The sequence below is a fragment of the Kitasatospora sp. NPDC043949 genome, assembly GCF_056435365.1.
In genome coordinates this window covers 1-13,601 of sequence record NZ_JBWKEQ010000067.1, presented here as the reverse complement: position 1 = coordinate 13,601, position 13,601 = coordinate 1, and the positions used below count along the sequence as shown (strand labels likewise).

Sequence of the window (13,601 nt, the reverse complement as noted above, 5' to 3'; positions counted from 1 at the left end):
CAGGTGCCGGCCGCGGCGTCGCCCGGCGGGTGTCGGCCGCGGCGTCGCCCGGCGGGTGTCGGCCGCGGCGTCGCCCGGCGGGTGTCGGCCGCGGCGTCGCCCGGCCGGCGCCCGAGTCCCGAGGCGTGGCCGCTACCGTAGAACCGCCCGGCCAGGCCGCGTTGTCCGACGGCGCCCGACCTCTGGTCTCTGCGCGCAGTCCCCAGCCGACCCGGGTGCCACTGCCGGCCGGCCCGTCAGGCAGGCAGGCAGTTGGGCAGTTGGGCAGTTGGGCACGCAATCAGGCAGCGCTTGTACGCCCTGGGGCAAGGCCGGGACACAGCTCGTCAACTCGTCCGATTTACTGTCAACCATGGCTGCGAACAGCGCAGTTGACGTTGACAAAGCACGACGAGGGCGTCGTCAGGGTCTCGCTGACGGCCGACGACGACGGCGGCACCGGCCGGGGGGGTGGACCTCTGGATCAATCCCGACAATCTCTACGTGGTGGGGTTCTCCCCCCAGGCCACCCCGGGCGTCTCGTACGTCTTCAACGACATCTTCGCCAGTGCCCCGATTCCGGGAGTCCGCAGGCTCCCGTTCGGCGGCAACTACGTCTCCCTCGCCCGCACCGCCCAGCGGGACCGGTCCACCACGCCGGTCTCCTTCGACAGCGTGCGGCGAGCCGTCGTCGACCTGGCCAACCAGCGCTCCGCCGATCAGGATCCGCGCACGACCGCCCGCGCGCTGATGCTGCTCCTCCAGTTCACCTCCGAGGCCGTCCGGTTCAACGACGTCGAGGGCGTCTTCCGTAATGTCCTGAACGACAGGGGAAGCCCGGGCAGCAGCATTCCCTCCTGGGTGCAGCAGCTGGAGAACAACTGGGACGCACTGTCCAACTTCTACTGGAACGAGATGGGGGTCGGCCCCAATCCGCGCCCCGCGCCCCTGCGCATCGGTGGCACCACCGTCAACAACGCCCATGACGTCCTGCGCTACGCGCGCACCCTGCTGCCGCCGGTCGTGGGTACCTCGTTCAAGCCCGGCCACGACGAGCTGTAGCGGCCGGCCGGCGTCGCCACGCGGACCGGCGGTCAGCCCGCACGCTGCGCGTCCCCCAGCGCGTCGTGCAGTTGGGTCCGGGTGGTGATGCCGAGCTTGGGAAATATCTTGTGCAGGTGGAAGCCGACGGTGCGCGGGGAGAGCAGGAGCTTGGCGCCGATCTCCCGGTTGGTCAGACCGGCGGCGGCCGCGCGGGCGATCTCCAGCTGTTGCGGAGTCAGGTCGGCCGTGCGGCCGGCGGTCTCCGTACGGGTGGTCGGCACACCGGCGGCCCGCAGCTCCGAGGCGGCCCGCTCGGTCCAGGGACGGGCGTCGAGCCGTTCGAAGACGCCGAGGGCGGCGCTCAGCTCGGTGCGCGCCTCGGTGACCCGGCGGTGGCGACGCAGCCACTCCCCGAACTCCAGCCGCACCAGCGCCCGTTCGAAGGGCCACAGGTCACCGGCCGGGTCCGCGAGGGCGGCGCGGAAGTGCTGCTCCGCCTGGTCCAGCCCGCTCAGCAGCGCGCAGGCCCGGTTCACCACCACCTCCAGGCGCGCGGAGCGCAGCCAGCCGAGCGAGCGCACGGCAACCTCCAGCACGGCCCGCGCGTCGTCCTCGTGACCGGCGCGGACAGCCGCGGCGGCGAGGTCGCCGAGGTAGTAGTACGACGCGTGGTAGTGCACCGGGGCGGGGTGGAAGTCGCGGGAGAAGACGGCTCGCAGCTGCCGGTACGCCGCGAGGTGGTCACCCTCGGCGAGGGCTGCCAGGGCGAGCGCGTGGCAGGACCGTACGAACAGGCTGGGCGAGCAGGACAGGTCCACCCCGGCGACGGCCGTCCCGATGAGCTCGCGCGCCCCGCTCGCGTCGCCGTGCAGCGCGAGCAGGGTGCCCTGGAGGATGGGCGATCCCACCGCGGCGTTGTCCGAGCCGACCTCGACGGCCACCCGGTACGCCTCCTGCGCGGTGGACCGCGCCGCGGACCAGGCGCCGCTGTCGAAGAGTGCGAGCGCGAGCGCCTGCGCGACGACCGCGTTGCCGCCGGCCGTCGGAGCCCGGTGCAGATGGTCCATCGCCTGGCCGAGCAGCCGAACGGCCAGCTGCGTCTCGTCGAGAATCCAGGCGGCGGCGCCGAGTTCGGCCAGATGCGCGAGTGAGTCCTCGGGCGCCTCGGCCACGCAGCGGCGGAGCTCGGGCAGCGCCCACTCGCGGTCCGTGAAGGGTTCGGTGCCGGCCCGCAGCCAGATCCGGTCCACCTCGTCCGGCTGTTCCGGCACCAGCTCGGCGATCCGGCGCAGCTCCGCGCGGTAGAAGAGGGAGCCCGCGTTGTACGCCGGGGTGGCTGCCGTGCCCAACGCGCCCAGGGCGAGCTGGGGTGCCCGCTCGACCATGGACTGCGCGACGGGCACCAGAAATCCCAGCGATTCCTCGTGCCGGGTGGTCACCGCCAGGGACCAGCCGGCGCGCATGGACGCCTCGGCGAGCAGTTCCGGGTCCTCCGCGATCGCACAGACCCTGACCGCCAGCTCGCCCACCCACTGGGGGCAGCCGCCGAGCATCGCCATGGTGGCGGCTTCGAGCAGCCGCCTCGCCCGCAGGTTCGCGTCCGGGGTCAGTGCGGCCGCACGTTCGAGGGTGGCCGCGGCGGCGGCGTATCCGCCGCGTCGGCGTGCCCGCTCCGCGCCGGCGGCCAGTGCCCCGGCCACCTCCTCGTCCGGTCCGAGCGTGGCTGCGGCAAGGTGCCACGCGTGCCGGTCGGGGTCGTCCACCAGTGCCTCGGCCAGCGCCTGGTGGGCGGCGCGCCGCTCCTCGAAGGAGGCCGCCTGATAGACGGCGGAGCGCACCAGCGGATGGCGCAGCCGGGCCTGCCCGGACTCCAGTCGCACCAGACCCGCCCGTTCGGCGGGTAGCCACACCTGCGGGTCCCCCGCGTCCGGGGTGGCCCGCAGCACCTCGGAGAACTGCGCGGGGCCGGCCGCGGCGGCCAGCAGCAGCACCTGCCGGGTCCGCTGCGGGAGGCCGGCGAGATCCGCCGCGAAGATGCGTTCCAGCCGGGCGGTGAGCGGAAGCGATTCGGCGGCGTCCGCCCCCTTCGCTCCGCCGGGCTCCCGGGCGACGGCTCGGGCCAGCTCGGTCAGCGCCAGCGGGTTGCCGCTAGCCTGCTCGAAGATCCGCAGCCGGGCCCGGCCGCGCGGCGGCTGCGGCTGGCGGTCGAGAAGCAGGCCCGCGGCCGCGCGGTCCAGCGGTGTGACGGCCAGGACGGCGAACTCCCGGTCGAATTGCCCGGGAAGGCCTTCCTCCCGCGCGGCCAGCAGGACGCCTATCGCCTCGCCGTCCAGCCGACGGGCGAGGAAGGCGAGCACCTCCACGCTGCCCTGGTCCAGCCACTGGGCGTCGTCGACGAGCAGGAGCAGTCGCCGGCCGGTGGCCGCGTCGGACAGCAGACTCAGGACCGCGTAACGGATCAGCAGCGGATCGGGCTGCCGGTCGCCGGCAGCCGCCTGCTGACCGAAGGCGACCAGCAGCGCTTCCCGCTGCGGAGCGGACAACCGGTCGGCCTCCCCCAGCAGCGGCCGCAGCAGCTGGTGCAACCCGGCGAATCCGAAACCTTCCTCACCCTCACCGGCGCGAGCCCGCAGCACCTGGAAGCCGCGGCCCGCCGCCCGGGCCGCGGCCCAGTCGACCAGCGTGCTCTTGCCCGCGCCGGGTTCGGCGGTCAGCACGAGCACCTGGGCGCGGACGCCGGCACGGCTGTCCACCGCGTCGAGCACCCCCGCGATCCGCGCCAGCTCACGCTCCCTGCCGACGATCTCCGAGCCGCCGAAGCTCTCCATGCCCACCCCTGCTGTTGGTCCTTGCCCGCGGCTGCTCCATGCGTTCCACCGCCGAGACCGGTCATCTGGCAGAAGCGCCGCCCTGTGCGACGCCTGCAAGATAGTGCCAGGTCAGCGGTGGTGACTCCATGCCCAACGCCCACGGCTGACGACGAGGGGAGCCCTGTGCCAACCACCGTATCCACCGAATCCCTGTCCCCCGGCGAGCGTGCCGAGTTCTGGCACGAGGCCGTCGCGCGGGCGTTCATTCCGCTGGAGCTCCGGCTCCTCGAACGGGAGCCCTCCCCCGGGACCCTCAGCAGTGACCGGCTGGGAGTCGTGCAGATCTCCGGAGTGGCAGCCGGACCGCAGGTGGTCACCCGCAGCCGCCGAACGATCGAGGCCGGCGGCGAGGGCTGGGTCGCGTTCACGATTCAACACCAGGGCCACGCGAGGATCTCCCAGGACGGCCGGGAAATCATCTGCGGCCCGGGCGGGTTGGCGCTCTGCGACTCCAGTCGCCCGTTCGCCAAGGAGTTCCCGGGCGCCTTCGGGTTCACCGCGTTCCGGCTGCCTCGACACGTCCTGCACGTGTCCGACCGAGACCTCGGGGCGGCCACCGCCGCGCCGTTCGCATCCGCGTCCGGATCCGTCGGGCTGGTCACCACGTACCTGCGGAAGCTGGCCTCCGAGGCGGCGAAGCTCGACCCCTGCGCAGGGATCCGGCTCGCCGACACGGCCGTCGATCTGCTGGCCCTGCTCATCCAGGAGCACAGCGGCCATCTGGACCCGACGGCACCGGAGATGGCGCCGGCCATGCTCGCGCGGATCAAGGACTACATGATGTGCCGTCTCGGCGACCCGTCACTCTCGCCCGAGCGGATCGCCACCGCACACCACGTCTCGGTCCGCTACCTCCACAAGCTCTTCCAGGGTGAGGAGACCACGGTGACCCGCTGGATCCAACGCCGCCGGCTCGACATGTGCGCACACGACCTGTCCCGGCGCGCCTTCGCCACACCGACCGTCTCAGCCGTGGCCCGGCGCTGGGGATTCGTCAGCCCGACCCATTTCAGCCGCGTCTTCCGCGCCGCCTACGGCGTCACGCCCCGCGAATGGCGCGCCCGGGCAGGGGGCGACGATCACCCGCTCACCCCGGCTCGGTGACGGCGTGCGCCCGAGCCGGGCGCGCAGGGGCAATGATCGGTGCGCTTCGGAACAATCCCGCACTTCGCGCGCCCATAGCTTTGCCCGAGTCACTGGACCGCGACCGGGGGGTCACCGGACCGCGACGGCCGAGGGAGTTCCCATGAGCAGTTCCGACCGCCCCACCATCGGCGGCAGCAGCCAGCCACTGCTGCACCAGAAGGGCCAGGAGATCCAGGAGTTCGGAACCGTCACCCAGGTTCCGCTCGGCCTCTCCCACGATGCGCGCCTGTACGCCTGTACGCCTGCCAGCGGCTCAACCGGGTACTCGCGGACACCCGGATCCTCTACACGCTCCACAAGAAGCACCACTGGCTGATGCGGGGGGCGACCTTCTACCAGTTGCACCTGCTGCTGGACAAGCACGCGGACGAGCAACTGGCGCTGGTGGACGTGCTCGCCGAGCGGGTCCAGTCCCTCGGCGGAGTGGCGGTCGGCGACCCGCGGCACGTCGCGGAGATCACCTCGATCCCGCGTCCGCCGGACGGCGTCGAGGAGGTGCCGGCGATGCTGTCGCGGCTGCTGGCGGCGCACGAGGCGATCCTCGTCGACGCCCGTGATGCCGCTGGCCGGGTCGCGGCGCTCGGCGACGACGGCACCAACGACCTGCTGGTCTCCCAGGTCGCGCGGACCGGCGAGGCGCAGGTGTGGTTCCTGGCCGAGCACCTGGTGGACACCCCACTGGTGCGGCTGTGACCCACCCGCTCCACCCGCACCCCGCCTCGCAGCGCTGACAGGAGTCACCATGGCGTCGTCCGCGACGGTGGAACTGTCCCGCTGGCAGTTCGCCATGGTGCGCGGCGAGGGGCTGCTGCCCGCCTGGGGGCCGTTCGCCGCGGTGCGGGTCGCCGACGGGCTGCGCGGCGAGGGCGTCGGGATACGCACCGGGGCCGAGGTCGAGCGCCTGACCCGGGACGGCTCGACCGGCGTGGTCACGCCGTACCTGGCCGACGGCTCCACGGTGGAGTCCGAGGAGTTCCTGGTGGCCACCGGCCGCAGTCCGCGTACCGCCGGGCTCGGCCTGGAGACGGTCGGCCTGGCGCCCGGCGGCCGGCTGCTCGTGGACGGCAGCTGCCGGGTCACGGAGGTCGCCGCCGGCTGGCTCTACGCGGCCGGCGACATCAACCAACGCTCGCCGCTCACCCACATGGGCAAGTACCAGGCCCGGGCCTGCGCGGCGGCGATCGCGGCACGCGCCGCCGGACGCCACGCGAACCCCACCCCCTGGGCCGCCTGGGCGGCCACCGCCGACCACCACGCCGTACCGCAGGTGGTCTTCACCAGGCCGGAGGCCGCCGCCGTCGGCCTGACCGAGGAGCAGGCCCGCCGGGCCGGGCTCCCGGTCCGGGCGGTGGAGTACCCGATCGGCGACGTCGCCGGAGCCTCGCTGCTCGCCGACGGCTACCGCGGGCACGCCAAGCTGGTCGCGGACGAGCAGCGATCCGTCGTGGTCGGCTGCACCCTGGTCGGCCCCGGTGTCGGCGAACTGATCCACGCGGCGACCGTCGCCATCGTCGGCGAGGTCCCGCTGGAGCGTCTGTGGCACGCCGTCCCGGCGTTCCCCGCCATGAGTGAGATCTGGCTGCGCCTGCTGGAGCAGTACGGGCCCTGACACCGCCCCCGCGAGGCGCCCCCGGACGGAATAGTTGAACAATGAACTATGTTCTCTTGTGCAGGGTGCCACAAAGGCGCCACCGGGCCCTCGCGAGAGCTCCCGGACCGCCCGAAAGGAGAACACGGTGAACACCACCGCGAACCACCCCCGCGTCGACGTCCGCCGCGCCGGCGAGCGCCTCGCCACGAAGATCGACTGGCTGGACTCCAAGCACTCCTTCTCCTTCGGCGGACACTACGACGCCGCCAACACCCACCACGGGCTGCTGCTCGTCAACAACGACGACACCGTCCGCCCGGGAAGCGGCTTCGAGACCCACCCGCACCGCGACATGGAGATCGTCACCTGGGTCCTACAGGGCTCGCTGGTCCACCAGGACTCCACCGGCCACTCCGGCGTGATCTACCCCGGACTCGCCCAGCGCATGAGCGCCGGCACCGGCATCCTGCACTCGGAGAAGAACGACTCCTGGCGCCTCAGCGGCGCCAACGCCCACACCGATCCCGTCCACTTCGTGCAGATGTGGGTCGTCCCCGACGAGGGTGGCATCACACCCGGCTATGAGCAGCTCGAAATCGACGACGCGCTGCTGTCCGGCGGCCTGATCCCGGTCGCCTCCGGGATGGACAAGCACGACGGCGCCGCCGCCATCCGCATCAGGAACCGCTACGCGGCGCTGCACGTGGCCCGGCTGCAACCCGGCCAGAGCGCCGAACTGCCCGACGCCCCCTTCGTGCACCTCTTCGTCCCGCGCGGCAATGTCGCCCTGGAAGGCATCGGCCCACTGGCCGCCGGCGACGCCGTACGCTTCACCGCGATCGGCGGGCAGAGGGTCACCGCGGTCGAACCCGCGGAGATCCTGGCCTGGGAGATGCACGCCACCATCGCCAACTGACCCGCCAAGACAGCGCACAGGTAAGGCGGCGGGCGGCAGACCCCATCCGCCGTCCGCCGCCCTTGCATGACGCTGCATCAAATTCCGGGAATGTTGCGCAGGTTGGCGCGGGCCGGCTGCACCATGCGTCCGACGCCGCCGTTCACGACGGTGCGGCCGGCGGACAGGGCGAACCCGATGAGCTGCTCGGAGGTGATCCTGGGCGGGATGGAGAGCGCGTTGGGGTCGGTGACGACGTCGACGAGGGCCGGGCCCGGGTGCCGGAGGGCCTCGCGCACCTCCGCCGGCTGCTCCACCCGGATGCCCCGCGCACCCGCGGCCCTGGCGATCGCCGCGTGGTCGGTGTGCGAGCAGGTCGCGTGGCAGCCAGTGCGCGTGGCCGTCGATGATCCCCGCGGGGATGTCACCGGTTACCGGCGTCCCGCTCTCCTCCGGTCTGCTCGCGCGCGGCCCGCAGGATCGCGCGGCGGATGGGTTCGTAGCCGGTGCACCGGCAGATGTTGGAACCGACCAGGCCGTCGACGCGCTCCGGGGAGTCGCCGATGGCGGGATCGGCCTCCAGCGCCCCGGCGGCCACCATCAGGAATCCCGGGGTGCAGAAGCCGCACTGCAGGGCGTGTTCGGCGGAGAACGCACGCTGGAGCGGGTGGGGCTCACCCTCGGGCCCGGCGAGCCCTTCCACGGTGCGCACCGAACTGCCGTCGCACTGCACCGCGAACATCAGGCACGACCGGACGGCCTCGCCGTCCACCAGCACCGTGCACGCCCCGCAGATCCCGTGCTCGCAGCCCAGGTGAGTGCCGGTGAGCCGGCAGTCCTCCCGCAGCACGTCGGCGAGGATGCGGCGCGGCTCCACGTCGAGCGGATACGCCTCCCCGTTCACCGTAAGAGTGATCTTCACGTGTGGTCTCCCTTGGGCTGGGCGAGGCGCGACCGCTGGTCGTTCGCCGCCTGGCACAGTGTCCTGCCGACCAGGACCGCGATGGCGTGCCGCTTGTACTCGACATCGGCGAACGGCTCGGGCAGGGGTGCGGCGTCCTGGGTCGCCGCGATCCGGCCCGCGTGGGTGAACGGATGGCCGTCGGGCAGCCGGTAGCCGTCCACGGGCGCGCCGACCTCGGTGCCGATCAGCGACTGCTCGGCTGCGTGGGCCCGCAGCGGCCGGTCGGCGCAGTTGACCAGGCCGATCCGCGCCTCGCTGATCACCCCGTCGCACACGGTCAGCGCGGCGGCGACGGCCACCTGGGCGAAGCAGAAGTGCGTGCGCCGGTGCTCGACGAAGCCGACCCCTGTGTCGTCGCCGAGCAGCGGGAACCGCACGGCGGTGATGAGTTCCTGCGGTCGGCGCGCGGTCCGGTGCGGACCGTGGAACCAGTCGCGGGCCGCGACCGTGCGTCTGCCCTCCAGGCCGCGCACCTCGATGTCGGCGCCCAGGGCGGTGCCGATGGCGCACCACTCCGAGGCGGGGTGCGCCCAGGCGAAGCTGCCCACCATCGTGCCGCGGGAGCGGATCGGCGGATGCGCGATGTTCACCGCGGCATGCGCGAACAGCGCGCCGAGCGGGCCCGGCACGGCCTGCGCCGACTCGAAGGCGCCGTGGCGGACCAGGGCGCCCACCCGCAGCGTGTCGCCGTCCACGCTCAACCGGTCGAGCCCGGCGATGCGGTTGATGTCGACCACCAGCTCGGGGCGGATGCGCTGCAGGTGCATGTCGAGAATCAGGCTCTGCCCGCCGGCGAGCACCTGGGCCTTCCGCCCGAGGTCACCGAGTGCCTCCACGGCTTCGGGTACCGTGCGCGGCACGACGTAGTCGAAAGCGGCGGGCTTCACCGGACCTCCTCCTCGTGTTTCGGGGCGCGGGCCGCTCGCCAGACCACGTCCGGGGTGAGCGGCATCTGCAACAGGTCCGGGTCGGCGATCCGCAGCGCGTCGGCCACCGCGTTGACGATCGCGGCCGGAGTACCGATGCACCCCGACTCGCCCGCGCCCTTCGCGCCCAGCGGCGTCGCCGGGCTCGGGGTGCAGGTGTCCTTGACCTCGATCGGCGGGACCTCGGTGAACGTCGGCAGCAGATAGTCCAGCAGACCCGAGGCCAGCACCGGCACGCCGTCGTCGTCGTAGGTCATTCCCTCGTACAGCGCCTGGCCGATGCCCTGGACGGCCGACCCGAAGGCCTGCCCGCGCACGATCATGGGATCGAGCACCACTCCGCAGTCGTCCACGGTCACCACCCGCAGCAGCCGGACGGTGCCCAGCTCCGGATCGACCTCGGCCACCACCGCGTGGGAGCCGAACGGAAAGGCCATCCCCGACTCGAACCGGTCGTCCACCCGCAACGGCCCGGTGACCTTCACCAGGTCCGCCACGCCGATGGCCGCCGGGCCGTCCTTAGCGGCATGCACGATGCCGTTGGACCACTCCACCTCGTCAACCGGCAGATCCCACAACCGCGCTGCCCGCTCCCTGGCCTTCTCGATCAGCGACCGCGAGACATGCTGAAGCAACGCGCCCACCACCTGCGCGGAACGGCTGGCGAACGAGCCCAGGCCCTCGGGCTGCTCGTCGGTGTCCCCCTCGACCAACCGGACCCGCTCCTCGGCCACCCCCAGCGTCCCGGCGACCAGCGCGGCGAAGACCGTCTCGTGTCCCTGACCGCTGGGCGCCGCACCGCACCGAGCGGTGACCGTGCCGTCCTCGCCGACCTCGACACTGCCGAACTCGTGCAGCCCGCCCGCCTCGCCACCGGAACGCTCCACGTAACAGGACAGGCCGATGCCCAGCGGCAGGGCGCCCGGATCCGTGCGGCGCCGGGCCTGCTCGGCCCGCCACTCGTCGTACCCCAGGGTTCCCAGCGCCAGGTCCAGCGCGGCGGCGTAGTTCCCGCTGTCATAGCACCGCCCGGTGGGCGTCAGGTACGGGAAGCTCCCGGGCGGGACGAAGTTGCGCCGCCGCAGCTCCGCCGGATCCAGACCCAGCCGACGCGCCATCACGTCCATCGCCCGCTCCAGCGCGATCGTCGCCTCCGGCCGGCCGGCACCGCGGTAGGGATACGTCAGCATCGTGTTCGTCAGCACCGAGCGAACACTCGCATGCACCTGGGGAGTGGTGTACGGGCCCGTCGCCAGCCAGGCGGTCTGCATCGGCAGCCCCACCCCGAGGTGCGGATAGGCGCCCACGTCGGCCTCGATCTCCAACTCGTAGCCGAGCAACCGCCCATCGGCGTCAGCCGCGAGCCGCACCCGCTGGTCCTGCCCCCGACCCCGGGTCGCGACCAGCATGGACTCCAGCCGGTCCTCGATCCACCGCACGGGCCGACCCAGCCTCACCGCCAGGAAGGCGACCACGACGAACTCCGGGAACGCCGCGCTCTTCGACCCGAACGCCCCACCGGTATCCGGCACCACCACCCGCACCCGGTCCACCGACCACCCCAGCAACGCCGCCAGTTCACGACGCAGCCGATGCGGCATCTGGTGCCCCGACCACACCGTCAGCCGGTCCCCCTCGGGCACGGCGAGGATCGTGCGGCACTCCATCGGCGTGGGCATCAGCAGTTGCTGGCGGTACCGGCCCTCCACCACGGCCGCCGCCTCCCGCCACACCGACTCCTCGACCGGCTTCCCGGCCTCGCCTCGGAACGCGATGTTGCTCAGCCCGTCGAAGAGCCGCACCGAATCGTCCGCCGCGGCGGACGGCGTCACCATCGCGGGCAGCGGATCGACCCGGCAGGAGACCTCCGCCGCCCCGTCCTCGGCCCGGTAACGGTCCTCCCCCAGGACCACCGCGACCGCCTCGCCCGCGTACCGCACCCGGTCCTTCACCAGCGCCGGCCACTCCCGACCGGCCACCGACTCCTCGTGGGACAGCCCGGCCAGCACCGTGTACGGCACCGCGGGCAACTCCGACAGCTCCGCGGCAGACCAGGCACCCACCACACCGGGCACCGCACGGGCGGCGGCACAGTCCACCTCGCGCAAAGTGCCGTGGCCCACCCTGCTTCTGACGAAGACCGCGTCCAGACAACCCGGCACCGCGATATCGGCGACGTAGCGGCCTTGGCCGGTGAGCAGCCGCCCGTCCTCGCGCCTGGTCCATCGCTCCACGAATACACACCTCTGCGCCTCGTCATTGTTGCGGGGAGTGACCGTTCACGAGCGTAGGCGTCGCCCGTGACAGGCAACCCGCGACATCCCGGCCCGTGCGCCCTGGGACAGGCTCTGTGCACTGCGCGGCAGGCGGCTGCTTCCTCGTCAGGGCGCCGCCAGGGCTCTGTGTTCCGACTACGGCCCGGCTTCCGTCCAGTTGTTGCAGCCCGTCAGTCGGTCGGCTCGGTGGCCTGTCAGTCGGCGCGGTGGCAGCGGATTCTGCGGGGAGATGCCCTTCAGGGCGCCCGCTGCTCGGCTTCGCCGTCCTGCGGGCGGTCGGCGTCGAAGCGGAGACGGAGTTCGCCTTCGGCGCCCTGCACCAGGCCACCTGGCCGCTGCTGCAGCCTCGGCCACCTCGGCCACCTCGGCCACCCCGGCCGCCCCGGCCGCCCCGGCCGCCCCGGCAGCGGAGCTGACCGGCCAGGAGCTGCGCGTCGCCCGGCTCGCCGCGACCGGCCTGAGCAACAAGGAGATCGGCCACGCGCTCCGCCTGTCGCCCCGGACCGTCGCGGCGCACCTCTACAAGATCTTTCCCAAGCTCGGCATCACCTCTCGGGCCGCTTCCTGTTCTGCCCGTGCACTGCGCCTGTGCCGAGAGCGCACGATCGCCCCCGCCCCGCGAACCGGCAGTCAAATGACTTAGCGCCGCCGCCGACCCGCGGACCAGGCTGACTGCGCAGGGCGTCGGCCGAGAGGGGCAGTCAGGTGAATGTGACGGTGACCACCGCCTCCATCCAGGAGGACAAGAAGGCGGAGTTCTGGGGAGAGGCGGTGTCGCGGACACTGGTGCCGGTGGAGGTGGTGCCGCTGGCCGACCGGCCGTTCGAGGGCCGCCTGGTGTCGCACCGGCTGGGATACCTGCGGGTGTCCACGATGGAGGCGGACGCGACGCGGGTGTCGCGCACGGCCGGCCTGATCGCCCGGTCCCCGCAGGCGGAGCCGCAGGTGGGGGTGGGTGTACAGGCGTCCGGCCGCGCCGTGTTGCGGCAGGACGGGCGTCGGGCGGAGGTGGCGGAGGGCGGCCTCGTGCTGTACGACACCGCGCGGCCGTACTCCTTCGACTACCCGGAGCGCTTCCGCTCCCACGTCTTCCAGGTGCCGCGCAGGCTGCTTGGGGTACCGGAGTGCGACATCCGGCAGGCGACGGGGACGGCCATCACCTCCACCGAGGGGTTCGGGGCCGTCCTGCTCCCCTTCCTGGACACACTGGCGGCCTCCGCGCACTCCTACCCCGCCTCCGTGGGCGACCGGTTGGCCGGCAGTGTCGCCGATCTGCTCATCATGCTCGTCGGCCAGCTCACCGAACCGGCGGCCACCGACTCCCGCACCTGGAGCGGCCATCTCGTCCAGCGGGTGCGGGAGCACATCAACCGCCACCTGGGCGATCCGGAGCTGTCGCCGGAGAGCATCGCCCAGGCGCACCACATCTCGGTGCGCTACCTGCACCGGGTCTTCGAAGGCGAAGGGGTCACGGTGGGCCGGCTCGTCCAGCGGTGCCGACTGGAGGCGTGCGCCCGGGAGTTGGCCCGGCGCGGCGGTACCGTGCCGACGGTCTCGGCGGTCGCCCAGCGGTGGGGGTTCGTCAACCCGGCACACTTCAGCCGGGCCTTCCGCGCCGCCTACGGGGTGTCCCCGCGCGAGTGGCGCGCGTCCCGTACCTCCGGAGCGACCGACAGCGCGCCGAGCCGTGTGGTGCCTGCGGAACAACAACAGTACGCGGTGGAGCAAGTCTCGATGCCTCCTCGGCAACACGGCCGACCGATCGGCGACTAGTGTGATGCGCCACAAATCATGAGGGTAGTAATTACCGTGATACCTGGACGACTGGGTTGATCTTGGCGAGGTAGTCGGCGAGGGACTTGAGGATCTCGTCGGCGGTCTTGGTCCAGGTGAACGGTCTCGGGTCCTGG

The 13,601-nt window shown here is 72.6% G+C and carries 9 protein-coding genes and 3 pseudogenes; 7 read left to right on the top strand and 5 right to left on the bottom strand.

Going from position 1 to position 13,601, the window contains the following annotated elements; all coding sequences use genetic code 11:
- The first annotated feature begins 450 nt into the window (after window positions 1–450).
- Entirely contained in the window at window positions 451–1,041 is a 591-nt protein-coding gene (locus tag AC07AL_RS34495; RefSeq protein WP_478319317.1) for a ribosome-inactivating family protein, read from the top strand.
- Between the two features lie 32 nt (window positions 1,042–1,073).
- Here AC07AL_RS34495 and AC07AL_RS34490 read toward each other — a convergent pair whose 3' ends face one another.
- Window positions 1,074–3,851 (bottom strand): AAA family ATPase, encoded by a 2,778-nt coding sequence (locus AC07AL_RS34490; RefSeq protein ID WP_363588219.1) that lies wholly within the window; start codon window positions 3,849–3,851, stop codon window positions 1,074–1,076.
- Window positions 3,852–4,016: 165 nt separating this feature from the next.
- Between AC07AL_RS34490 and AC07AL_RS34485 the strand changes: the two genes are divergently transcribed.
- The 4 genes and pseudogenes from AC07AL_RS34485 (at window position 4,017) to AC07AL_RS34470 (ending at window position 7,546) form a co-directional block, all read left to right on the top strand.
- Window positions 4,017–4,997 (top strand): AraC-like ligand-binding domain-containing protein, encoded by a 981-nt coding sequence (locus AC07AL_RS34485; protein ID WP_363588221.1) that lies wholly within the window; start codon window positions 4,017–4,019, stop codon window positions 4,995–4,997.
- A 142-nt stretch (window positions 4,998–5,139) separates the two neighbouring features.
- Window positions 5,140–5,732: pseudogene (locus AC07AL_RS34480) on the top strand (Dps family protein).
- 49 nt (window positions 5,733–5,781) lie between these two features.
- Complete coding sequence (locus tag AC07AL_RS34475) at window positions 5,782–6,648, top strand: FAD-dependent oxidoreductase (RefSeq protein ID WP_478319316.1); 867 nt, start codon at window positions 5,782–5,784, stop codon at window positions 6,646–6,648.
- Window positions 6,649–6,775: 127 nt separating this feature from the next.
- Complete coding sequence (locus AC07AL_RS34470) at window positions 6,776–7,546, top strand: pirin family protein (protein WP_478319315.1); 771 nt, start codon at window positions 6,776–6,778, stop codon at window positions 7,544–7,546.
- Between the two features lie 77 nt (window positions 7,547–7,623).
- Here the strand turns inward: AC07AL_RS34470 and AC07AL_RS34465 are convergent.
- The 4 genes and pseudogenes from AC07AL_RS34465 to AC07AL_RS34450 form a co-directional block, all read right to left on the bottom strand.
- Window positions 7,624–7,896 (bottom strand): annotated as a pseudogene (locus tag AC07AL_RS34465) (ubiquinone-dependent pyruvate dehydrogenase); the annotation flags it as partial.
- A gap of 53 nt (window positions 7,897–7,949) precedes the next feature.
- Window positions 7,950–8,447: a (2Fe-2S)-binding protein gene (locus AC07AL_RS34460; RefSeq protein ID WP_363588227.1), complete on the bottom strand. Its 498-nt coding sequence runs from the start codon at window positions 8,445–8,447 to the stop codon at window positions 7,950–7,952.
- Complete coding sequence (locus AC07AL_RS34455) at window positions 8,444–9,376, bottom strand: FAD binding domain-containing protein (RefSeq protein WP_363633276.1); 933 nt, start codon at window positions 9,374–9,376, stop codon at window positions 8,444–8,446. Before AC07AL_RS34455 ends, AC07AL_RS34460 begins: the two co-directional genes overlap by 4 nt.
- The gene (locus AC07AL_RS34450) at window positions 9,373–11,649 is read right to left on the bottom strand and encodes a xanthine dehydrogenase family protein molybdopterin-binding subunit (RefSeq protein WP_400812275.1); all 2,277 of its coding nucleotides are present in this window, start codon (window positions 11,647–11,649) and stop codon (window positions 9,373–9,375) included. The genes AC07AL_RS34455 and AC07AL_RS34450 overlap by 4 nt, the downstream gene beginning before the upstream one ends.
- 451 nt (window positions 11,650–12,100) lie before the next feature.
- On the opposite strand from AC07AL_RS34450, the pseudogene AC07AL_RS34445 reads away from it, so the two are divergent.
- Both AC07AL_RS34445 and AC07AL_RS34440 read left to right on the top strand, forming a co-directional pair.
- Window positions 12,101–12,334 (top strand): annotated as a pseudogene (locus AC07AL_RS34445) (response regulator transcription factor); the annotation flags it as partial.
- Window positions 12,335–12,396: 62 nt separating this feature from the next.
- Window positions 12,397–13,464 (top strand): AraC-like ligand-binding domain-containing protein, encoded by a 1,068-nt coding sequence (locus tag AC07AL_RS34440; protein WP_478319314.1) that lies wholly within the window; start codon window positions 12,397–12,399, stop codon window positions 13,462–13,464.
- Window positions 13,465–13,601 lie beyond the last annotated feature (137 nt).

Coding starts and splice junctions, on each gene's coding strand:
- AC07AL_RS34490 (WP_363588219.1), bottom strand. CDS start 3,851: ATGGAGAGCTTCGGCGGCTCGGAGATCGTCGGCAGGGAGCGTGAGCTG.
- AC07AL_RS34475 (WP_478319316.1), top strand. CDS start 5,782: ATGGCGTCGTCCGCGACGGTGGAACTGTCCCGCTGGCAGTTCGCCATG.